The sequence below is a fragment of the Mesorhizobium sp. M0088 genome, from assembly GCF_040322895.1.
In the GTDB taxonomy this organism is placed as follows: domain Bacteria; phylum Pseudomonadota; class Alphaproteobacteria; order Rhizobiales; family Rhizobiaceae; genus Mesorhizobium.
Window position 1 is genome coordinate 16732 of sequence record NZ_JAMYUI010000003.1, and the last position, 20633, is coordinate 37364.

18 protein-coding genes are annotated in these 20633 nt (G+C 61.9%); 14 read left to right on the forward strand and 4 right to left on the reverse strand.

Annotated elements, in window-relative coordinates; translation table 11 throughout:
* The first annotated feature begins 155 nt into the window (after positions 1-155).
* From NKJ67_RS04440 to NKJ67_RS04460, 5 genes are all read left to right on the forward strand, one after another.
* Complete coding sequence (locus NKJ67_RS04440) at positions 156-1259, forward strand: sugar ABC transporter substrate-binding protein (RefSeq protein WP_127269964.1); 1104 nt, start codon at positions 156-158, stop codon at positions 1257-1259.
* A gap of 167 nt (positions 1260-1426) precedes the next feature.
* The gene (locus tag NKJ67_RS04445) at positions 1427-2467 is read left to right on the forward strand and encodes an ABC transporter permease (RefSeq protein ID WP_245463626.1); all 1041 of its coding nucleotides are present in this window, start codon (positions 1427-1429) and stop codon (positions 2465-2467) included.
* A gap of 10 nt (positions 2468-2477) precedes the next feature.
* Positions 2478-4022 (forward strand): sugar ABC transporter ATP-binding protein, encoded by a 1545-nt coding sequence (locus tag NKJ67_RS04450; protein WP_352580652.1) that lies wholly within the window; start codon positions 2478-2480, stop codon positions 4020-4022.
* Entirely contained in the window at positions 4019-4807 is a 789-nt protein-coding gene (gene attM, locus NKJ67_RS04455) for an AttM family quorum-quenching N-acyl homoserine lactonase (RefSeq protein ID WP_127268346.1), read from the forward strand. Before NKJ67_RS04450 ends, attM begins: the two co-directional genes overlap by 4 nt.
* 57 nt (positions 4808-4864) lie before the next feature.
* A complete protein-coding gene (locus NKJ67_RS04460; RefSeq protein WP_236382862.1) occupies positions 4865-5341 on the forward strand; it encodes a YybH family protein in 477 nt (158 codons plus the stop codon).
* 89 nt (positions 5342-5430) lie between these two features.
* On the opposite strand, the gene NKJ67_RS04465 is transcribed toward NKJ67_RS04460, so the two are convergent.
* A complete protein-coding gene (locus NKJ67_RS04465; RefSeq protein ID WP_127327181.1) occupies positions 5431-6978 on the reverse strand; it encodes a helicase HerA-like C-terminal domain-containing protein in 1548 nt (515 codons plus the stop codon).
* Positions 6979-7269: 291 nt separating this feature from the next.
* On the opposite strand from NKJ67_RS04465, the gene NKJ67_RS04470 reads away from it, so the two are divergent.
* From NKJ67_RS04470 to NKJ67_RS04485, 4 genes are all read left to right on the forward strand, one after another.
* Positions 7270-8712: a methylmalonyl-CoA mutase subunit beta gene (locus tag NKJ67_RS04470; protein ID WP_352580653.1), complete on the forward strand. Its 1443-nt coding sequence runs from the start codon at positions 7270-7272 to the stop codon at positions 8710-8712.
* Positions 8709-10832 carry a methylmalonyl-CoA mutase gene (gene scpA, locus NKJ67_RS04475; protein ID WP_352580654.1) on the forward strand — a complete coding sequence of 708 codons (2124 nt, stop codon included), beginning with the start codon at positions 8709-8711 and terminating at the stop codon, positions 10830-10832. The genes NKJ67_RS04470 and scpA overlap by 4 nt, the downstream gene beginning before the upstream one ends.
* Positions 10833-10902: 70 nt before the next feature.
* Complete coding sequence (locus tag NKJ67_RS04480; RefSeq protein WP_127269970.1) at positions 10903-11124, forward strand: AbrB/MazE/SpoVT family DNA-binding domain-containing protein; 222 nt, start codon at positions 10903-10905, stop codon at positions 11122-11124.
* Positions 11121-11510 (forward strand): type II toxin-antitoxin system death-on-curing family toxin, encoded by a 390-nt coding sequence (locus tag NKJ67_RS04485; RefSeq protein ID WP_127319079.1) that lies wholly within the window; start codon positions 11121-11123, stop codon positions 11508-11510. The genes NKJ67_RS04480 and NKJ67_RS04485 overlap by 4 nt, the downstream gene beginning before the upstream one ends.
* On the opposite strand, the gene greA is transcribed toward NKJ67_RS04485, so the two are convergent.
* Positions 11507-11980, reverse strand: coding sequence for a transcription elongation factor GreA (gene greA / locus NKJ67_RS04490; RefSeq protein WP_256745719.1), 474 nt, complete (start codon positions 11978-11980; stop codon positions 11507-11509). The two genes, NKJ67_RS04485 and greA, sit on opposite strands and share 4 nt — an antisense overlap.
* A 120-nt stretch (positions 11981-12100) precedes the next feature.
* Between greA and NKJ67_RS04495 the strand changes: the two genes are divergently transcribed.
* On the forward strand, positions 12101-13477 hold the full coding sequence (locus NKJ67_RS04495) for a TIGR03808 family TAT-translocated repetitive protein (protein WP_352580655.1): 1377 nt from the start codon (positions 12101-12103) through the stop codon (positions 13475-13477).
* Here NKJ67_RS04495 and NKJ67_RS04500 read toward each other — a convergent pair.
* Both NKJ67_RS04500 and NKJ67_RS04505 read right to left on the reverse strand, forming a co-directional pair.
* Positions 13470-14474, reverse strand: coding sequence for an asparaginase (locus NKJ67_RS04500; protein WP_352580656.1), 1005 nt, complete (start codon positions 14472-14474; stop codon positions 13470-13472). The genes NKJ67_RS04495 and NKJ67_RS04500 overlap by 8 nt on opposite strands.
* Positions 14475-14499: 25 nt before the next feature.
* On the reverse strand, positions 14500-15666 hold the full coding sequence (locus tag NKJ67_RS04505; RefSeq protein ID WP_127267966.1) for an acetyl-CoA acetyltransferase: 1167 nt from the start codon (positions 15664-15666) through the stop codon (positions 14500-14502).
* A gap of 203 nt (positions 15667-15869) precedes the next feature.
* Between NKJ67_RS04505 and betI the strand changes: the two genes are divergently transcribed.
* From betI to betA, 4 genes are read left to right on the forward strand one after another with little or no spacing between them, the layout of a single operon-like run.
* Entirely contained in the window at positions 15870-16460 is a 591-nt protein-coding gene (gene betI / locus NKJ67_RS04510; RefSeq protein WP_127322783.1) for a choline-binding transcriptional repressor BetI, read from the forward strand.
* Positions 16457-17986: a choline-sulfatase gene (gene betC / locus NKJ67_RS04515; RefSeq protein WP_352580657.1), complete on the forward strand. Its 1530-nt coding sequence runs from the start codon at positions 16457-16459 to the stop codon at positions 17984-17986. Before betI ends, betC begins: the two co-directional genes overlap by 4 nt.
* On the forward strand, positions 17986-18987 hold the full coding sequence (locus NKJ67_RS04520) for a threonine/serine dehydratase family protein (protein ID WP_127327175.1): 1002 nt from the start codon (positions 17986-17988) through the stop codon (positions 18985-18987). The genes betC and NKJ67_RS04520 overlap by 1 nt, the downstream gene beginning before the upstream one ends.
* Positions 18980-20632 carry a choline dehydrogenase gene (gene betA / locus NKJ67_RS04525; protein ID WP_352580658.1) on the forward strand — a complete coding sequence of 551 codons (1653 nt, stop codon included), beginning with the start codon at positions 18980-18982 and terminating at the stop codon, positions 20630-20632. Before NKJ67_RS04520 ends, betA begins: the two co-directional genes overlap by 8 nt.
* The last annotated feature ends 1 nt before the right edge of the window (position 20633 follow it).

Below are 20633 nucleotides of genomic sequence, written 5' to 3' on the forward strand. Positions count from 1 at the left end.
GTTCATTGGCAACTCGGGCATGCGGTACCAACGCCTTGCTGCTGCGCGAACGCTGGGATGTCGTGTCGGCATCGGTCCGAAGCGTGAGAACGCTCAGTCGCTGAGGTGAGCGGTCGGGCCTTCGCAAGAACGGGTAGAGAAACGGGAGGAAGCGCATGAATATTTTTGATGATCCGCAACGGTTACGCCGGCTTGCACAAGAGGCCACCGAATACACCGATTTCAATCGCCGGACTCTTCTGAAGAGTGTGGGCGGTCTGATCGGCGGCGCGGCGCTTGCAAGCACATCGATACTTGCCAGCGCCGAGGAAATAACGCCGCCCGCTGCCGGCAAGAAGGTGCGCATTGGCGTCCCGCTGACCTACGGGCCGTTCAATCAGCCGTGGCGCCGTGGCTGCTGGCAGATCGTCAAGGCGGTGCTCGATGCCGGAGGCGAGGTCGTCACGATTCGCGGCGAGCCGACAAAGCCAAGCGAACAGTCCGCCGAGCGGGCGCTGCTCGACCGCGGGATCGACGCGCTTGTGATGGGGATCTACTCGCAAGAATCCGAAACCGCCTATATTGCGGACGAGGCGCACAAGAGAGGCATCAAGACGGTCGGCTTCACCATTCCGGTCAAGAATTCACCGGCCGTCATGGACGATGTCTGGGGAACTGCGACCACGCTCGGCTACTTCGTTCAGAACTATACCGGCCGCCAGGGCACCTTCGCCCAGACCGCGGAACAGCGTGGTTATTTCACGCCGTTCGACATGGAAGTGGACATGTTCGAACTCATGTGCCGCTACGAGCCGCGCATGAAGGTGCTGCCCTTCATCGACGGCGGCCAGGGCACGACCGATGAGATTTCGGTCGGCCGTAAGAACATGCTGTCGCTTTTGCAGGCCCATCCGGAGCCTGGTTCGCTTGCGGCCTTCATCTCGTGGTGGTGGCCATTCACGCTCGGCGCGGCGCAGGCGCTGAAACAGATGAACAGGGACGACGTTCCGCTGTTCAATCACTACCTGTCGACCCAGTTCCTTGAAGCCTGGGCGGCCAAGCAGGTGCCGGTGGTCTTCAGCTGCGACTCGCCCTTCCCTGAAATCGGCCGCAAGACCGGCGAACTCGCGGTTAAGCTCGCGCGAGGCGAGGACGTGCCAAATATCGTCTACCGCATCCCCGTGATCACCAAGACGCCGGATCAGGCGAGCGAGGCTCTCGCCGAACTCAAAAGCTGGGACGAGCAGGCAATCGCCCTGCTGAAACAGTACGGCGGCTAGACGCGAACTGGCATACGGCGAGCAGAGCGTTGCCGCCGTATGCCCCGCTTTCAGCAGAATGCGACTCGTGCCGAAGGGTGCCGGGACCCAATCCATTTGGTGACGGCAATCGCGTGGCACTGGACCGTACCCTTGCATCTGATCAACGAACGACTGGAATCTAAAAAGTGACGCATGTGGAGCAGGAAAGCCTTGCCAAGGCGAACACAGCCAAGGGCACTGCCGTCAACGCAGTGCCAGCGGGAAGACGCGAATCCGCCGTCATGCGGTTTCTCAGGCAATGGGGAACAATCATCGTCCTGGTCGTGGCCGCCGTTGGATTTTCCATAGCCTCGCCCTACTTCGCCACCGCTTCCAACTTGAACAACATCCTCTTTTCGATGATCGTCAGTGCGTTGGTCTCTATGGGATTGACCTGGGTCGTGATCGCGGGGAGCTTTGACCTTTCGATCGGTCTCACAGTGACGACATCATCAATCCTCGTCGCCTTTCTGATCCCTATCACCGGCCCTTGGCTTGCAATCGTGTTTGCTCTGCTTGCCGCATGCCTGATCGGTGTGGTGAACGGGCTTCTGGTGACCTATGGACGGCTATCGGGCATTGTCGTCACGCTTGGTGTGATGTTTGTGCTCGATGGGATCAACGTTTTTATCACGGGCGGTTATCAGGTCCCTGTTAGCTACGACGAAACCGCATTCCTTTATCTCGGCCAGGGTAAGCTCGGAATCGTCGGCGTGCCCGTAATCATCCTGGTAGCGGTGTTCATCGTAGCCCTCATCGCCGCAGCGCGGACACGGATCGGCCACTACATCGCGGCGGTCGGTGACAATCCGATGGCGGCGTTCTACTCCGGGATCAACGTTTATCGATGGGTCATCCTCGCATTCGTGCTTTCGGCATTGATGTCGGGGATTGCGGGCGTGATCGTGACCGCTATCTCATCCTCGGCGCAACCGGTCGGTGGCGAGGGCTACCTCCTCGAGGCCTTCGCCGCGGTGTTCCTTGGCGCAACCGTGCTCGGAAAGGGCAAGCCACATCTGTTTGGCACTCTCGTTGGCGTCTTTTTCCTGTATATGGTGGATTCCGGGATGAATATGGTCGGCTTCCCCTTTGCCGCCCGCCACATCTTCCAGGGACTGGTGCTCATCGTCGCGGTTGGAGCAAATGCGCTTCTCAACCGTGAAGAAGTCCATCTCAAGTTTATCTGAGGTGACGGCGATGAACGCGACACCACTGGTTGAACTGAAGAATCTCGAGAAGGAGTTCGCCGGCACCAAAGCGTTGAAGGGCGTGAGCCTTAGCTTTCTGCGCGGCGAGGTGCACGGCCTGCTTGGTGAAAACGGTGCGGGCAAGTCGACCCTCATCAAAATCTTGACGGGTGTCTATGCCCCGAGCGCCGGTGAGATTTTCCTTGAAGGGTCACCGGTCAGGGTTTCCAGCCCGCCGGAAGCCCATCGGCTGGGCCTCGGAGCGGTCTATCAGGACGCAGAACTGGTATCCAGCTTCACGGTTGGGCAAAATATCCTTCTCGGCAATGAGCCTGGGAGGATCGGTATAAGCGACCGGGCGATCCATGACGAAGCTGCGGAGATTCTGTCGCAAATGGGCATCGAGCTCCACGTGCGGCGGCTTGCCGGCGCACTGTCCGCAGCCGAGATGCAACTCGTCACCTTGGCGACCTTGTTCCATCGGCGCTACAAACTGATCGTTCTTGATGAGCCGACAGCTCGCCTTTCGGCAGCGGAATCGGAAGTTCTTTTTCGGATCGTCGATGGCTTCAAAGCGCAGGGGATAGCCATCGTTTACATCTCCCATCGGCTTCGAGAGGTCCAGCAGATCTGCGACCGCGCCACGATCCTTCGAGGGGGACTTGTTTCCGGAACCCTTAATCGTGGCGAGGTCACCGAAGACCGCGTTACTGAACTCATGGTGGACCGCAGCCGCTCTGAGCTTGCGACCTACAATGATGGCAATAGCGTCCGTCCAGAAGTCCTGGTTGAGGTTGCTGGCCTCGGCACGGCGCAGTTGGCGCCCCTCAGCTTCAAGATACAAGCCGGAGAGGTGCTGGGCTTCACCGGTCCCGTTGGCGGCGGGATGGAAGATGTCGCACGGGCGCTTGGCGGCATCAGCCGGCATTCCGGCACGGCAAAGGTGCGGGGCAAAGCGGTCAATCTGGCCACCCCGATCGCTGCACGTCGTTCAGGCATCGCGCTGATCCCCGAGGACCGGCGCAAACAAGCCCTTTTTCCCGCACTCTCGGCTGCCGAAAACATCTGCCTGCCGGTCCTGCATTCGCTGCAACATTTTTTGATGATCCGGCCCGGCATCATGAAAAGATATGCAGAAGCCGTGCTGGACCAGCTTGCGGTGCGCCCACGCGCTTCCTCCACGCAGGTGCGCTTCTTCTCCGGTGGCAACCAACAGAAGCTGGTCATCGGCAAATGGATGAGTGCGAAAGCCACCGTCTATATCATCGTGGAGCCGACCAACGGCGTCGATGTCGGTGCGATCAAGGAAATCTACGATATCATACTGCAACTTGCCCGCGATGGCGCCGCAGTCCTGCTCATTTCGTCGTCCCTGAACGAAATGCTCGCGCTCGCCGATCGGATCATGGTCATTCATGACGGCAACTGCGTCGCGGAGGCACCGAAAAAGAGCTGGACATATGACGACCTTCTGGCCGTCACCCTGAGCGGCAAGTCGCGACACACGGCGTCGCCGCCGCACGTCACCCGTTCAACAGAAGAGGAAAGCAGATGAGCACGGATATCAGGCTCTACATGTTCCAGACTGGGCAGATTCGACAGAAGGAGGTCGATATCAAGCTTGGCTACAGCCAGGACGAGTTCTTCACCCCAATCCCCTGGTACCTAATCGTCCATCCCAAGGGAAACATCGTTATCGACGGCGGCACAGCGGTTGAAGCAGCGCGTGATCCGGTTGGCTGGTGGGGCGACACCACCAAGAAATACTATCCTATCATGGATCCCGAAGAGGGCTGCGTGAACCAACTCGGCAAGATCGGAATGAAGCCCGACGATATCAAGTTCGTGCTGCATTCGCATTTGCATCTCGATCACTCCGGCGCCTGCGGCAATTTCCCAAAAGCCCGCCATCTTGTGCAGCGGCGGGAGATTGCATGGGCGTTCGCCGCCGACTGGTTCATGCAAGGCGGCTATATCAAGAAGGATCTGACCAAGGATGGCATCAACTGGGACGTGATGGAGGGCGAGGACCAGTATGATGTCTTCGGCGATGGCAGCGTGCAGACTTTCCTGTCTCCGGGACACACCCCCGGCCACCAGTCCATCATGGTACGGCTGCCCAACACCGGTTCGATCCTTCTCGCAATCGACGCCGCTTACACGATGGATCACTGGGAAGAGAAATGCCTGCCCGGCGCGCTGACGTCCGCGCAGGAAGCCGCTGCTTCCGTCAGAAGGCTGCGGCGCATCGCCGAGAAAGAAAACGCGATTGTCGTGCCAGGCCACGACATGGAAACCTGGAAGAAGTTCAAGAAAGCTCCGGCGGAATACTATGACTAGGTTCCGCTGAAATATGCGGCCGGCTGAAGATCGCCGGCCGCACCGCTAAAAACCAAAATGGTCCTTCAAAATCAGTTGCGCGCGCGGACCGCCTCAACAAGGCGGCGCGGTACGCGTGGCGGGTTGCACGAGAGTATTTATCAGATGCACAAGGCTGCTCTCGATCAAATCCAGCAGCGCTGGAACGAGGCCTCCGCGCCATGGGATAAGAAATTGCTCTCCCAGATTTATACGCAAGACGCTCTTTTTTTCGGTCTACTGCCTAGGTTGTACGTCGGACGATCTGAAATAGAGGAGTATTTTGGAAGCTATCAACTCATACTAGAAAAAGTGAATTTAACGCTTGTCGACCAGAATACGAGATCGTTGAGTCGAGGTCTGTTCGCGGCGCAAGGGTTTGGCGATATCGTTAATTACTATCGTGACGGCTCTGTCGTAAAAAATAGGGTCAGGACTTCGTTCGTTGTTTCAAGAATCAATGGTGACTGGCAGATTTATCTGCACCATTTCTCTGAGCTGATCCGGGATAAATAAAGTCTACGGACAGTGGCGAGGCTCGCCAGGAACCGCGCTGAGCAACGGGTGTTCTACTCGCGCGACGGGTGGCGCATAGCTGCCGCTCCTTACCTGCCCCTCGACAGACTCCCCAATATCCCGCGCACGATTGCCCGGCCGACCGACGAGCCAACCGAGCGCACCACCGACTTGATCGCCGCCTCGGCCACCGTCTGGCGGTTGGACGGGCGCGGTGCAGATGTGCGCCTGCCGCCGGATTGCGGCGCGGGATCGTCATTGCCGAAGCCCGGAATGGTCCAGCGCGAGCCGCCGCTGCCGGCCTGCTGGGCCTGCTCTTCGGCATCCTGCGCGTCCTTGGCTTTTTTTTGCAGCATTTCGAAAGCCGACTCGCGATCGACGGCCTGATCGTACTGGCCGGCGACCGGGCTTTCCTGGATCAGCTTTTGTCGCTCGGCTGCCGTTATCGGTCCAAGGCGCGACGACGGCGGGCGGATCAGGGTCCGCTGCACCATGGACGGGACACCCTTGGCCTCCAGCGTCGAGACCAGCGCTTCGCCCGTGGCAAGCTGGGTAATGGCGGTCATGCAGTCGAAATCGGGATTTGGCCGGAACGTTTCGGCCGCCGTCCGGACTGCCTGCTGCTCACGCGGCGTATAGGCGCGCAGCGCGTGCTGGACGCGATTGCCGAGCTGGGCCAGGACTTTTTCAGGGATATCCAACGGGTTCTGCGTGACGAAATAGACGCCGACGCCCTTCGAGCGGATCAGTCGGACCACTTGTTCGACGCGATCGATCAGCACCTTGGGTGCTTCGTCGAACAGAAGATGCGCCTCGTCGAAAAAGAACACCAGCTTCGGCTTGTCGGGGTCGCCGACTTCCGGCAGCACCTCGAACAGTTCCGACATCAGCCATAGCAGGAAGGTCGCGTAGAGCCGCGGATTCATCATCAGCTTGTCGGCGGCAAGCACGCTGATGGCGCCGCGTCCGTCGCGGGTGGTGCGCATGATATCGGCGATACGCAGTGCCGGTTCGCCGAAGAAATTTGCGGCCCCCTGCTGCTCCAGAACCAGCAGCGTGCGCTGGATCGCCCCGACCGATGGCTTCGTCACGTTACCGTAGCGCGAGCCGATCTCGTCGGCACGCTCGGCGATGTTGGCCAAGAGCGCCTGCAGGTCCTTCATGTCGAGCAGCAGCAGACCTTCCTCGTCAGCCAGGCGGAAGGCGATGTTCATGATGCCTTCCTGCGCCTCGGTCAGGTTCATCAGGCGCGACAGCAACAACGGCCCCATTTCCGAGACCGTGGCGCGGATCGGATGACCCTGTTCGCCGAACAAGTCCCAGAAGATGACGGGGAATTCCTGGAAGTTATAAGGATCGAGCTTGACCTGTTCGGCCCGCTTGACGAGGAAATCCTGTGCCGTGCCCATCATCGCGATGCCCGACAGATCCCCCTTGATGTCGGCGCAGAACACAGGCACGCCGGCGTTGGAAAATCCTTCGGCCAGGATCTGCAAGGTAACTGTCTTGCCGGTACCGGTGGCGCCCGTCACCAGGCCATGACGATTCCCATATCGTAGCAACAGCTGCTCGGCACGCTGATAGCTGTCGTCGGGCTTGCGGCTGGCGCCGATGAAAATACTGGTGTCGTCAGCCATATGTCCGGTCTCCGCAAACTGATGTGTCTAAAGCCAGTGGCCTTGCCGCAGGTATAGTGAGGCCATTGCACAGCGACAATGCCATTCGTCCAAATCGGGGCCATTCGTCCAAATCGGGTTTTTGGAGCTTGCGGATTTTGCCGCTGTTTGGCAATCGTCGTTCACGCGGATTGACCTATATCTGATGGATCGAATCCGGTCACTGGAAGCGCATTGCATTGCGATATCGGACCGGGGACCGTAGACTGCACCGCTCCCGGCCGGTGCGGCCGCATGAAACGAGGAGGACGGATGGGCGCCGGAGCCTTGATCCAGGACGTGGAACCCGAAAACATCGAGCGCCAGCGATGGCTCGCCTTGGCGGAAAAGGCTTTGGCAGGCGCTTCCTTCGAGGAAAGGCTGGTCTCGCACAGCGACGACAACATCCGTATCGAACCGCTCTACGACCGCAGCACCGCGGCGGAACCGATCGTACGCGCAAACCCGAAATCGCCATGGATCGTCAGCCAGCGAGTCGACGATCCCAACACCAACCGCGCCAAAAGCCAAGCGCTGGAGGATGTGGCACAGGGTGCCACGGGATTGTCGCTGGTCTTCGAGGGGGCGCCGAACGCGTTCGGATACGGCTTGCCGAGAACGGCGGAGGCGTTGGAGGCGGTGCTGGACGGCATACCGCTCAACCGCATCCAGGTTCGCATCGACGCCCATCCCTGGAGCCGCGCCGTGGCCGACTGGCTGGTCGCTTTCCTGAGCAAGCGGCGGTCGGACCCGGCAAAACTCAACCTCTCCTTCGGCATCGATCCAGCAGCGATCTTCGCGGGAACCGGTCGGCTGCGCATGTCGATCGAGGCGCTGCGGGCCTCCATGCCGCAGTCGCTGGCGCATTTCTTCGCGATGGGCGTTCCGGGCGTGCTGCTGGAAGCTGACGGGCGCGTGTTCCACAATGCCGGCGCCACGGAAGCGCAGGAACTTGGCATCATGCTGGCTTCGGCTGTCTCCTACCTCAGAATGTTCGAGACGGCGCGGCAGCCGCTTGTCTATGCCGCACCTCATATCGGTTTTGCACTCAGCGTCGACCAGGACCAATTGCTGTCGATAGCCAAGATGCGGGCGCTGCGCAGGCTCTGGGCGCGGGTGCAGGAGGCTTGTTCGATCCCGACATCCACGGCCAGTATCCATGCCGAGACGTCGTTTCGCATGATGACGGCGATGGACCCGGAGACCAACATCCTGCGCACCACCATTGCATGCTTTGCCGCGGCGTGCGGCGGCGCCGATTCGATCTCCATCCTGCCGCACACGATCGCGCACGGTCTGCCGGCGGGTTTTGCCCGTCGTGTTGCCCGCAACACGCAGCTGATCATGGCCAATGAAAGCCATATCGATCATGTCACCGATCCCGCCTATGGTTCCGGCGCTGTGGAAGCGCTGACCGCGGAATTGTGCGAACTGGCCTGGGCGGAGTTGCAGACGATCGAAGCCGAGGGCGGTGTCCTGTCCAGCCTTCAGGACGGACACATCCAGAAGCGCGTCCACGCAGCGGCGGAGCAGCGCAATGCAGCCTACCGCACAGGTGAACGGGCCATCATCGGCACCACGCTCTATCCATCGAAGGACGAACGTCCGGTCGAGACGCTGGCGGCGGAACGGCGACCGGCCTTCACCGAAGGCGTTGCCGTCTGCGAGCCGCTGTTTCCAGTCCGCATCGACCAATCGATCGGAGCCGGCTCTTGATCCCGGACTTCGGCCAGATCGGCTGGGTCCTGCCACGCCGCACGCCTGTCGAGGTCAAAGGCCAGCGGACCACGCCGGAAGGGCTCATTGCCAAGCATCTGTACAATCAAAGCGATCTCAAGGGGCTGCCGCATCTCGACACCTATCCCGGCCTGCCGCCCTTCGTGCGCGGCCCCTACCCGACCATGTATGTCCAGCAGCCCTGGACGATCCGGCAATATGCCGGTTTCTCGACCGCCGAAGATTCCAACGCCTTTTACCGGCGCAACCTTGCCGCCGGCCAGAAGGGGCTGTCGGTCGCCTTCGATCTCGCCACGCATCGCGGCTATGACAGCGACCACCCGCGCGTTGCCGGCGATGTTGGCATGGCGGGCGTTGCCATCGATTCCATCCTCGACATGCGGCAGCTCTTCGACGGCATTCCGCTCGACGAGATGACGGTATCGATGACGATGAATGGCGCGGTGCTGCCGATCATGGCGCTTTACATCGTCGCAGCGGAAGAACAGGGCGTTGCACAGAGGGATCTCGCCGGGACCATTCAGAACGACATTTTGAAGGAGTTCATGGTCCGCAACACCTACATCTATCCGCCAAAGCCTTCGATGCGGATCGTGTCGGACATCTTCTCATACACATCGAAGAACATGCCGAAGTTCAATTCGATATCGATCTCCGGCTATCACATGCAGGAGGCCGGCGCGACGGCCGACCTTGAGCTCGCCTACACGATCGCCGATGGCATCGAATATGCCCGCGCCGGCGTCGCGGCGGGCCTCGACATCGACCGCTTTGCGCCTCGCCTGTCCTTCTTCTGGGCCATCGGCATGAATTTCTTCATGGAAGTCGCCAAGCTGCGGGCCGCGCGCCTGTTGTGGGCGACCCTGATGCAGAAGAATTTTTCGCCCAAGGACGAGCGCTCGCTGTCGCTGCGCACCCATTGCCAGACTTCTGGCTGGTCGCTGACAGCGCAGGATCCCTACAACAACATTGTCCGCACCATGATCGAGGCGATGGCGGCAACGCAGGGCCACACCCAGTCGCTGCACACCAATTCCTTCGACGAGGCGATGGCGCTGCCGACCGACCACTCGGCGCGGATCGCCCGCAACACCCAGCTCATCCTCCAAAAGGAATCCGGCACCACGCGCATCATCGACCCGTGGGGCGGTTCGGCCTATCTCGAACGGCTGACGCATGATCTGGCGGCGCGCGCTCTTGCCCATATCGAGGAGGTCGAGGCGCTCGGCGGCATGGCGGCGGCGACCGAACAGGGCATTCCCAAGCTGCGCATCGAGGAAGCCGCCGCGCGCACGCAGGCGCGGATCGATTCCGGCGAGCAGATGCTGGTCGGCGTCAACGCCCATCGGCCCGAGACCGACATCGAGGTCGACGTGCTGAAGATCGACAATGCCGAGGTCAGGGCCCGGCAATTGTCGAAGCTGCAACGGCTGAAGGGCACGCGCGACGTCGCCGCCGTCGAAAGCGCGCTCGATGAGCTGACCCGTGCCGCGCAAGGCAATGAAAACCTGCTGGAATTCGCCATCCGAGCCGCGCGCGCCAATGCCACGGTCGGCGAGATTTCATTCGCGTTGGAAAGGGCGTTTGGGCGCCACGTCGCCACGGTACGGACCATTTCCGGGGTCTATCGCAAGGCGCTTGGCGATCATCCCGTGGTCGACGGTCTGCAGGACAAGCTTGACGCCTTCGAGAAGAAGACCGGCGGCAAGCCGCGCATCCTGGTCGCCAAGATGGGTCAGGACGGCCACGACCGTGGCCAGAAGGTCATCGCCACGGCCTTCGCCGATCTCGGCTTCGACGTCACCGTCGGCGCGATGTTCCAGACACCGGAGGAGATCGCCAAGCTGGCGGTCGCACAGGACGTCCACATCGTCGGCGCCTCGTCGCTGGCGGCGGGACATCTGACGCTGATCCCCGAACTGCGCGACGCGCTGAAAAAGCTCGGCTGCGGCGACATGCTGATCGTCGCCGGCGGCGTCATCCCACCGCAAGACTATGACGCGGTGCGACAGGCCGGCGCTGCCGAGATCTTCCCGCCGGGAACTGTTATTCCGGAGGCGGCGGATCGGCTGCTGGACCGGCTGCTGGCGGTCCGCTAGGCTTGTTATAATATCTGTTGCAACTTCTCGCCGGTCGAGTTATAATCGGCGTTGCAACAGGATATCTGTCATGAACACGACCATTCGCAAGATCGGCAATTCGGAAGGTGTGATCCTGCCCAAGGATCTGCTCGATCGTCTGAACATGAAGACAGGTGATCAGCTCCAGATCGTCGAAACGGACAAGGGCATTGCCCTTGAGCCGATGGACGACAGTTTCGAGCGGCAGATGGAAGCTGCTCGCAAGGTCATGGACAAATACAAGGTCGCGCTTCAGAAGCTCGCCGAATGAGCTGGGAGTTCCTTACCCGGCGTGCGGTTGAAGCGATGCATGCCGAGCAGTTGCGCAGGCATGGCGGTGCTCAAGGTTTGAGAGATGAAAATGCTCTCGAATCTGCGCTCGCGCGTGCCGAGAACAAGGCCAACTACGAAAACCCTTCGGTTGAAGACCTAGCAGCCGCCTATGTCTTCGGCATCGCAAGAAATCATGCCTTTGTCGACGGCAACAAGCGCACGGCCATAGTTGCAGCCGGTGCATTTTTGATCGTGAACGGCCATGTCCTGACAGCCGACAACGGCACGCTCTACGAATTCGTCATGGCCCTTGCTTCAGGCGAGATCGATGAAGCCGGAGCCGCGGCGTTCTTCCGCGACCATGTCGTCAAGATCGAGGATTAGCTCTCGGAGAGCTTGACGATTTCCCATTCCTTGCCGTTGACGCTGGCCAAGTCGCCGACCTTCTTGCCGAACAGGGCGACAGCCATCGGTGACACATGGGAAATCGTGCCCTTGGCCGGATCTGCCTCGTCCTCGCCGACGATCTTCCAGTGCACCTTCCTGCCGTCATTGCTCTCGATCGTGACGCCCATGCCGAAGCGCACAAGGTTACTGCCCGGCTCCGGTACGGAGAGTTCGGCGCTTTCACGCCGGGCGGTCCAATAGCGCAGGTCGCGCGACACGACCGCGATGCGCTCGCGGTCGGCTTTCCGTTCGGCCTTCGCCAAGATATCGCGCAGATCGGCAAGATTGTCCTCAATCTGCGCCAGGCCGCGTTCCGTCACCAGATTGCGATGGTGACTGACTGGCCGTTCACCGACACCGGCAATGGCGTTTTCGCTGTCTTCCTCGCGCGTGAAAGCTCTGCTCATCCCCTGAACTTAGGCCCGCGGAGGCTGCCCGACAAGCCATCGTAGCGGCCTCGGTGGGAGAGACATAACGGCTGGCACGATTCCTGCGATATCAGGCTTGAACGCTGGGATTCTGTGCCGATGTTGAACAGGCGAACGCTGCTGACCGGGACCGCCGGCTTTGCCGTCATGGGCCTTGCGCTCGGCAAGGCGGTGGCCGCAAGCTTGAGCGGCATCGAGAAAGCCTCGATGCGCGGCTCGATCAATGCCACAGAACTCGGCGTGCAGCCCGGCACATCAGACGATCAGAGCAAGGCCTTCGCCAAGCTGCTGCGTGACGCCAATGCCCGCGATATGCCGGTGTTCCTGCCGCCCGGCACTTATGTCGTCTCCAATCTCTCGCTGCCCGGCCGCGTACGTCTTTCCGGGGTGCCGGGCGCGACGCGCGTCGTTTACGGCGGTGACGGCCACCTTTTCATGGCCGAACAGGCTGACCATATCGAACTCAGCGGTCTGGTCTTTGATGGTTCGAACCGCACGATGGGCGGTTACACGCAAGGGCTGCTCGATCTGCGCCGTATCGCGCACCTCGCCATCGACAATTGTCAGATCACCGGCAGCGGCAAGAACGGACTGGCGCTGGAACACGCGATCGGCCGGATCGAGCGCAGCGAGATATCGGGCGCCGCCGATGCCGGCATCTATTCGGTCGAGGCCGGCGGGCTGTCCATTACGGGCAACACCGTCTCCGATTGCGCCAATGGCGGCATCCTCGTGCATCGCTGGCAGGCGGCGGAAGACGCCACCATTGTCACCGGCAACCGCGTCCAAGGGATCCAGGCACGCAGCGGCGGAACCGGGCAGAACGGCAACGGCATCAATGCCTTTCGCGCCGGCAATGTCGTCATCTCGGGCAACATCGTCTCGGAGTGCGCCTTTTCGGCGATCCGCGCCAACAGCGCCAGCAACCTGCAGATATCGGGCAACACCTGCTCGCGTTCGGGCGAAACGGCGGTCTATTCCGAGTTCTCATTCGAAGGCGCCATCATCAGCAACAACATTGTCGACGGTGCCGCCAACGGCATCTCGATCGTCAATTTCAACGAAGGCGGCCGTATGGGCGTCTGCTCCGGCAACATCGTGCGCAATCTGTCGACCAGCGGCCCCTACCCCGCCGACTCGCCGGGATTTGGCGTCGGCATCGGCGTTGAGGCCGACACCACCGTTTCCAACAACGTCATCGAGAACGCGCCGCTCTATGGCATGCAGATCGGCTGGGGCCCGTACCTGCGCAATGTCGTCGCCACAGGCAACATCATCCGCAAGGCCGGAACCGGGATCGTCGTATCCGTGGTCGAGGGCGCCGGTACGGCCATCATTTCAGACAATGTCATCGACGGCGCGCTGAATGGTGCGGTTGTCGGCCAGCGCTGGGCGGAGCCCGCGACAGGCGATCTCGCCTCGTCAAACGGTAGCGGCTACGCGCATCTGACCGTCGAGCGCAATCACGTCAGTTGAGGGCCGCTGTCGGCCTCAGCGCCCCGACCTTGGCACCGTTGCGGTTTTCGATGGGCGTGTTTGCCAATTCGCTCAGCTTGAACGCCAAGGCCTCGTCGGCGCGCAACAGTTTGGCAAGGACGGCGGCAATCATGGCTTCGCCGGCGCGGCCGGCGCCATCATCGCACTTGAGCGCGATGCCGAGGCCAAGTTCCGGAATTGCGGCACAATGGACGCCTTCGGCGCCGCCTTTCGTGAAAATCCGCCCTGGTGCGGCCTCCATCAACGCGACGTCTTCGCGGCCGCTGCCGGCAACGAAGAAGGGCTCGGCCATGCAGGCGGAAAGCAGCCGCTTTGCAGCCTTGGCTCGCTCTGGGCCAAAACCTGATGTCGTGGCCATGCGGGCAAAGCCGAGCGCAAAGCTCCTGAGCGGCACCGCATAGGTTGGGATCGAACAGCCATCGATGGCCCGCTGGTCCTCACCATGGACAGCGCCCGTCACCGATTGCATGGCGTCGCGCACCAGCTCCTGCAAGCCATGTCCCGGCTTGACATAGCCACGATGCGCAATGCCGGCGTGGACGCAGGTGCAGAGGAAGCCGGAATGCTTGCCGGAACAGTTGTTGTGCAACGCGTTCGGTGAACCGCCGGCGCGGGCGAGCGCAATCTCGGCTTCATGATTGGACGGCCAATGCGTGCCGCATTCGAGCGCTGATCCGTCCAGCCCGGCCTTGGCCAGCATGGATCGCGCAAGGTCGACATGGGCCGGCTCGCCCGAGTGGGACGCACAGGCGAGCGCCAGTTCGCGGTTGCCGAAGCCATAGGCATCGGCCGCACCACTTTCGACCAGCGGCAGTGCCTGGATCGCCTTGACCGCCGAGCGCGGAAACACCGGCTTGGCTGTGTCGCCGATCTCCCAGACGGGCTTGCCATCGCCATCGAAGACCGCGACCGAGCCGCGATGCGCGCTCTCGACGATCACGCCGCGCAACACTTCGATCAGAACCGGATTTGTCATGAACCCTCCCGTAAATGCGGGCGGTTTACCTGATCCGGTCGAGAATGGAAACGTAGTTGGCGACCGCGGCACCGCCCATATTGAAGATGCCGCCAAGCTTGGCGCCCGGCACCTGGATGCCGCCGGCCTCGCCGACAAGCTGCATGGCGGTCAAGACATGCATCGACACGCCCGTGGCGCCGATCGGATGGCCCTTGGCCTTCAGCCCACCGGAGGGATTGACCGGCAGGCGGCCATCCCTGGCCGTTGTGCCGTCCAGCGCCAGCTTGGCCCCCTCTCCCGGCTTGGCAAGACCCATCGCCTCATATTCGATCAGTTCGGCAATGGTGAAGCAGTCATGCGTCTCGACGAAGGACAGATCGTCGAGCGTCACGCCGGCTGATTTCAACGCCCGGTTCCAGGCCTGTTCGCAGCCTTCGAAGGTCAGGATGTCGCGCTTCGACATCGGCAGGAAATCCTGCACATGCTCGTTGGCGCGGAAGGCAACGGCACGGCGCATCTTCAGCGCCGTGGCGGTGTCGGCAAGGATAAGGGCGGCGGCGCCGTCGGAGACCAGCGAGCAGTCGGTGCGCTTCAGTGGGCCGGCAACGAACGGGTTCTTCTCGCTCTCCTGGCGGCAGAACTCGTAGCCGAAATCCTTGCGCATCTGTGCATAGGGGTTGTCGACGCCGTTCTTGTGGTTCTTGGCGGCAATCATGGCCAGCGCATCCGACTGGTCGCCGTAGCGCTGAAAATAGGCCTGCGCGATCTTGCCGAAGACGCCGGCGAAACCCGCCGGTGTCTCGCCGTCCTCGGGCAGATAGGACGCCTTGAGCAGGTTCTTGCCGATCTCCGGCCCCGGCGTCGTCGTCATCTGCTCGGCGCCGACCACCAGCACGATGCGGGCGGCATTGGCGTCGATGGCGCGGATGCCCTGACGGACCGCGGCCGATCCGGTGGCGCAAGCGTTCTCGACGCGCGTCGCCGGCTTGAAGCGCAGCCGGTCGTCGGCCTGAAGCACCAGGCTGGCGGTAAAATCCTGCGCCGAAAAGCCGGCGTTGAAATGTCCAAGCACGATCTCGTCGACCTCGTCGGGACCGATGCCGGCATGGTCGAGCGCGTCGGTTGCCACCTTGACGATCAGATTTTCGAGCGTTTCGCCCTCGAGCTTGCCGAAGCGCGAATGCGCCCAGCCAACGATGCATGCGGTCATGGCGGTCTCCATCCTTGGCGCCAGCCTAACATGTGGGCTCACGGCGCATTTCGCCTTTATTGTTCAAATATAAACAATCCTGCCCACTTCGTGAAGGGCGGGAGGCGGACAATCGCTTGGTACAGCCAAGATCGCGGCCGATTTTTTTGTTGATTGACGCGTCAATAAAAAATAATCCTGTTTTCTCAAAGGATCATCGCGAGATGCCGAAAGTCGGAATGGAACCGCTGCGCCGCAAGGCGCTGATCGACGCGACGATCTCGGCGATCGGCGAGCGCGGCTCGCTCGACGTCACCATGTCCGAGATCGCCGGACGCGCCGGGGTTTCGTCGGCTCTTGCCCATCACTATTTCGGCGCCAAGGACGAGTTGTTGCTGGCGACGATGCGGCACATCCTGGCCGAACTGACCATCGACATGCGACGCGCCCTTCAATCGGCTGGTACCGCGCGCCAGCGCGTTTCGGCGGTGGTCGCCGTCAACTTCTCCGACATCCAGTTCCAGCCGGAAACCATCGCCGCCTGGCTCGCCTTCTATGTCGAGGCGCAGAAATCATCGGCCTTGCGCCGGCTGCTCAGGGTCTATGCGCGGCGGCTGCACTCGAACCTGATGAGCGGGCTTGTCGGCATCCTGCCCAGGGCCGAGGCCGACCGCGCCGCCGAAGCGACCGCGGCGATGATCGACGGGCTCTACATCAGGCGGGCGCTGAAAGACGGCGTGCCTGATGCCGCGACCGCAATCGCGCTGGTCGAGGACTATCTCGAAACAAAACTCGGCGAGCGGCGCAAACAGTGACAACGAAGCGACCCAATTTTCTGATCGTCATGGTCGACCAGCTCAACGGAACCTTGTTTCCGGACGGCCCGGCGGATTTTCTGCACACACCGCATCTGAAAGCGTTGGCTGCGCGTTCGGCGCGCTTTGCCAACAACTACACGGCCTCGCCGCTCTGCGCACCAGGCCGTGCCTCGTTCATGAGCGGGCAATTGCCGTCGCGCACCGGCGTCTACGACAATGCCGCCGAATTCGCCTCGTCGATCCCGACCTTCGCCCATCATCTGCGCGCTGCCGGCTACTACACCTGCCTGTCGGGCAAGATGCATTTCGTCGGGCCGGACCAGTTGCACGGTTTCGAGGAACGGCTGACGACCGACATCTACCCTGCCGATTTCGGCTGGACGCCGGACTACCGCAAGCCCGGCGAGCGTATCGACTGGTGGTATCACAATCTGGGCTCGGTGACCGGCGCCGGCGTTGCCGAGATCACCAACCAGATGGAGTATGACGACGAGGTCGTGTTCCTAGCCACACAGAAGCTCTATCAGCTTTCGCGCGAACAGGACGATGCGAGCCATCGGCCATGGTGCCTCACCGTCTCGCTGTCGCACCCGCATGATCCCTATGTCGCGCGCAAGCAGTATTGGGATCTCTATGAGCATTGCCAGGCGCTGGATCCGGAAACCGGGTTCATCGCGCATGACGAGCAGGATGCGCATTCCCGGCGGCTGTACCACGCCAGCGACTATCCTTCCTTCGAGATCACGCCGGAACAGGTGCGTCGTTCGCGGCAGGGCTATTTCGCCAACATCTCCTATGTCGACGACAAGCTGGGCGAGATCCTGGACGTTCTCGAGCGCACCCGCATGGCCGACGACACAATCATCCTGTTCTGCTCGGACCACGGCGACATGCTCGGCGAGCGCGGCCTATGGTTCAAGATGAGCTTCTTCGAGGGCTCGGCGCGGGTGCCGCTGATGATTGCCGGCAAGGGCGTTCACGCCGGGCTGATCGAGACGCCGGTTTCCAATCTTGACGTGGCGCCGACGCTTTGCGACCTCGCCGGCATCGACATCGCTGCAATCGCGCCGTGGACCGACGGCCAGTCGCTGCTGCCGCTCACCAAGGGGTTTGAGCGCACCGCGCCGGTGCTGATGGAATATGCCGCCGAAGGGTCCAACGCGCCCTTGGTGGCGATCCGCGACGGCAGATACAAATTCGTCCATTGCGAACTCGATCCGCCGCAACTGTTCGATCTCGAAGCCGATCCGCTCGAACGGGACAATCTGGTCGATGACGCGGCCAATGCGGGCCTGGTGGCGGCATTCATGGACAAGGTCCAGTCGCGCTGGGACATGGCCGGATTCGACGCCGCTGTCCGCGAAAGCCAGGCGCGCCGCTGGGTCGTCTATCCGGCGCTGCGCAACGGCGCCTATTACCCCTGGGATTTCCAGCCGCTGCAAAAAGCGTCCGAGCGCTACATGCGCAATCACATGAACCTCGACAATCTCGAAGAGAGCAAAAGGTATCCGCGAGGCGAATGATGTCAGACCTTCTCGTCCCCTCCCTCGACCACCTCAAGCAGGCCTATGCCGTCACCTCCAGGGCGACGCAGATCACACCGCTGCTGGAATCGGCGGCACTGGCCCGCGAGACGGGTGCGGCCCGCGTCTTCATCAAGCCGGAATCGCTGCAATGGGCCGGATCGTTCAAGGTGCGCGGCGCCTATTGGCGCCTGAAGCAGCTTTCCACTGAAGAGGCCAGGAAAGGCGTCGTCGCCTACTCCTCCGGCAATTTCGCGCAAGGGCTGGCGGCTGCCGGCCAGGCGCTCGGCATTCCCGTCACCATCGTCATGCCGATCGACGCACCGGCCGCCAAGCGTGATGCTACGGCCGGCTATGGCGCCCGCGTCGTGCTGACCGACCATGGCGAACGCGCGCGTGAGGAAGTCGCCGCCGCCAAGGCACGCGAGATCGCCGAGACCGAAGGCTTGGCCCTGCTGCATCCGTTTGACGATCCGGAGATCGTTGCCGGCCAGGCGGGCGCCGGCCTCGAAGCGCTTGACCAACTCGAAGCCAAAGGCGCCAGCGCCGATCTTTTGTTCTGCTCGGTCGGTGGCGGTGGGCTGATCGGCGGCGTTTCGCTCGCCTTCCACTATCTGTCGCCCGCCACTGAGATCATCGGCGTCGAACCTGAAGGTTTCAACGGCATGGGCTCGTCGCTGGCACATGGCAGCATCGAGACGATGCCGATCGGGCCGAAGTCGATCTGCGACGGGCTGATGTCGCGACGGCCGGGCGACGCGCCTTTCGCGGCAGTCAAGACCGCCGGTGTTCGCGGCATCACCGTCGACGACCAATCGGTGCGCAGCGCCATGCGGATCGCCTTCGAGCGCATGAAGCTGGTGCTCGAGCCCTCGGGGGCCGCCTCGCTCGCCGCACTGCTCGGCGGCAAGGTGGATGTGAGGGGCAAGACCGCCCTTGTTGTGGCTACCGGCGGCAATGTCTCGCTCGCCGATTTCATGGCGCATATGAACCATGCTTGAAGCAGATTTCGTCATCATCGGCTCCGGCTCGGCCGGCTCGGCCATGGCCTATCGCCTGTCTGAAGACGGCAAGCATTCGGTCATCGTCATCGAATTCGGCGGCAGCGATATCGGGCCGCTGATCCAGATGCCGTCGGCGCTGTCGATCCCACTCAACATGAGCCTCTACGACTGGGGTTTTGCCAGCGAGCCGGAACCGCATCTCGGCGGCCGCGTGCTGGCGACACCGCGCGGCAAGGTTATCGGCGGCTCGTCCTCGATCAACGGCATGGTCTATGTGCGCGGCCACGCCCGCGATTTCGACCATTGGGCCGAAGAGGGTGCGGCCGGCTGGGGCTTCGCCGACGTGCTCCCCTATTTCAAGCGTATGGAAGATTCGGACGGCGGCGAGGATGGCTGGCGCGGCCACGGCGGGCCGCTGCATGTGCAGCGCGGCTCGCGTAAAAATCCGCTCTATGGCGCCTTTGTCGAGGCTGGTCGCCAGGCCGGGTTCGAACTGACCGACGACTACAATGGTTCCAAGCAGGAAGGGTTTGGGCCGATGGAGCAGACCATCAGCGGCGGCCGCCGCTGGTCGGCGGCATCAGCCTATCTGAAGCCGGCGCTGAAGCGCAAAAATGTGAGTCTGGTCAAGGGCTTTGCGCGGCGCGTGATCATCGAGAATCAACGCGCCATCGGCGTCGAGATCGAAGCTCACAAACAGATTCAGGTCGTTAAGGCGCGACGTGAGGTGATCGTCGCCGCATCGTCGATCAATTCGCCCAAGATACTGATGCTGTCCGGCATCGGCCCGGCCGAGCATTTGCGCGCAAACGGCATTCCGGTGGTGGCCGACCGGCCCGGTGTCGGCCGCAATCTGCAGGATCATATGGAGCTCTACATCCAGCAGGAATCATTGCTGCCGATCACGCTCAATTCGGTGCTGAACCCGTTCTCGAAAGCACTCATCGGAGCGCAGTGGTTGTTCCTCAAGACCGGGCTTGGCGCCACCAACCACTTCGAAGCGGCAGCCTTCGTGCGCTCGCGCGCCGGCGTCGACTACCCCGATATCCAGTACCATTTCATCCCGGCGGCAGTCCGCTATGATGGCAAGGCGGCTGCGAAATCGCACGGCTTCCAGGCGCATGTCGGACCGATGCGCTCGAAGTCGCGCGGTTCGGTGACGCTGCGTTCGCCGGACCCGAAATCCAAGCCGGTGATCCGCTTCAACTACATGTCGCATCCAGACGACTGGACGGAGTTCCGCCACTGCATCAGGCTGACGCGCGAGATCTTCGGGCAGTCGGCGTTCGACCCCTATCGGGGCAAGGAAATCTCTCCGGGCAGCCACATGCAGTCGGACGACGAGCTCGACATCTTCATCCGCGATCATGCCGAGAGCGCCTACCATCCTTGCGGCACTTGCAAGATGGGCCGCGCCGACGACATGATGAGCGTCGTCGATCCGGAATGCCGGGTCATTGGCGTCGAAGGCTTGCGGGTCGCCGATTCCTCGATCTTCCCGCGCGTCACCAACGGCAATCTCAATGCGCCATCGATCATGACCGGGGAGAAGGCTTCCGATCACATCCTTGGCCGGACGCCGCTGGCGCCGTCCAACCAGGAACCATGGATCAATCCGCGCTGGCAGGCGTCGGACAGATAGA

Bases quoted from the DNA above. Each gene is read 5' to 3' on its own strand.
- NKJ67_RS04440 (WP_127269964.1), top strand. From the start codon at position 156: ATGAATATTTTTGATGATCCGCAACGGTTACGCCGGCTTGCACAAGAG.
- NKJ67_RS04450 (WP_352580652.1), top strand. From the start codon at position 2,478: ATGAACGCGACACCACTGGTTGAACTGAAGAATCTCGAGAAGGAGTTC.
- attM (WP_127268346.1), top strand. From the start codon at position 4,019: ATGAGCACGGATATCAGGCTCTACATGTTCCAGACTGGGCAGATTCGA.
- NKJ67_RS04460 (WP_236382862.1), top strand. From the start codon at position 4,865: ATGGTCCTTCAAAATCAGTTGCGCGCGCGGACCGCCTCAACAAGGCGG.
- NKJ67_RS04465 (WP_127327181.1), bottom strand. From the start codon at position 6,978: ATGGCTGACGACACCAGTATTTTCATCGGCGCCAGCCGCAAGCCCGAC.
- NKJ67_RS04470 (WP_352580653.1), top strand. From the start codon at position 7,270: ATGGGCGCCGGAGCCTTGATCCAGGACGTGGAACCCGAAAACATCGAG.
- NKJ67_RS04480 (WP_127269970.1), top strand. From the start codon at position 10,903: ATGAACACGACCATTCGCAAGATCGGCAATTCGGAAGGTGTGATCCTG.
- NKJ67_RS04485 (WP_127319079.1), top strand. From the start codon at position 11,121: ATGAGCTGGGAGTTCCTTACCCGGCGTGCGGTTGAAGCGATGCATGCC.
- greA (WP_256745719.1), bottom strand. From the start codon at position 11,980: ATGAGCAGAGCTTTCACGCGCGAGGAAGACAGCGAAAACGCCATTGCC.
- NKJ67_RS04495 (WP_352580655.1), top strand. From the start codon at position 12,101: ATGTTGAACAGGCGAACGCTGCTGACCGGGACCGCCGGCTTTGCCGTC.
- NKJ67_RS04500 (WP_352580656.1), bottom strand. From the start codon at position 14,474: ATGACAAATCCGGTTCTGATCGAAGTGTTGCGCGGCGTGATCGTCGAG.
- NKJ67_RS04505 (WP_127267966.1), bottom strand. From the start codon at position 15,666: ATGACCGCATGCATCGTTGGCTGGGCGCATTCGCGCTTCGGCAAGCTC.
- betI (WP_127322783.1), top strand. From the start codon at position 15,870: ATGCCGAAAGTCGGAATGGAACCGCTGCGCCGCAAGGCGCTGATCGAC.
- NKJ67_RS04520 (WP_127327175.1), top strand. From the start codon at position 17,986: ATGTCAGACCTTCTCGTCCCCTCCCTCGACCACCTCAAGCAGGCCTAT.
- betA (WP_352580658.1), top strand. From the start codon at position 18,980: ATGCTTGAAGCAGATTTCGTCATCATCGGCTCCGGCTCGGCCGGCTCG.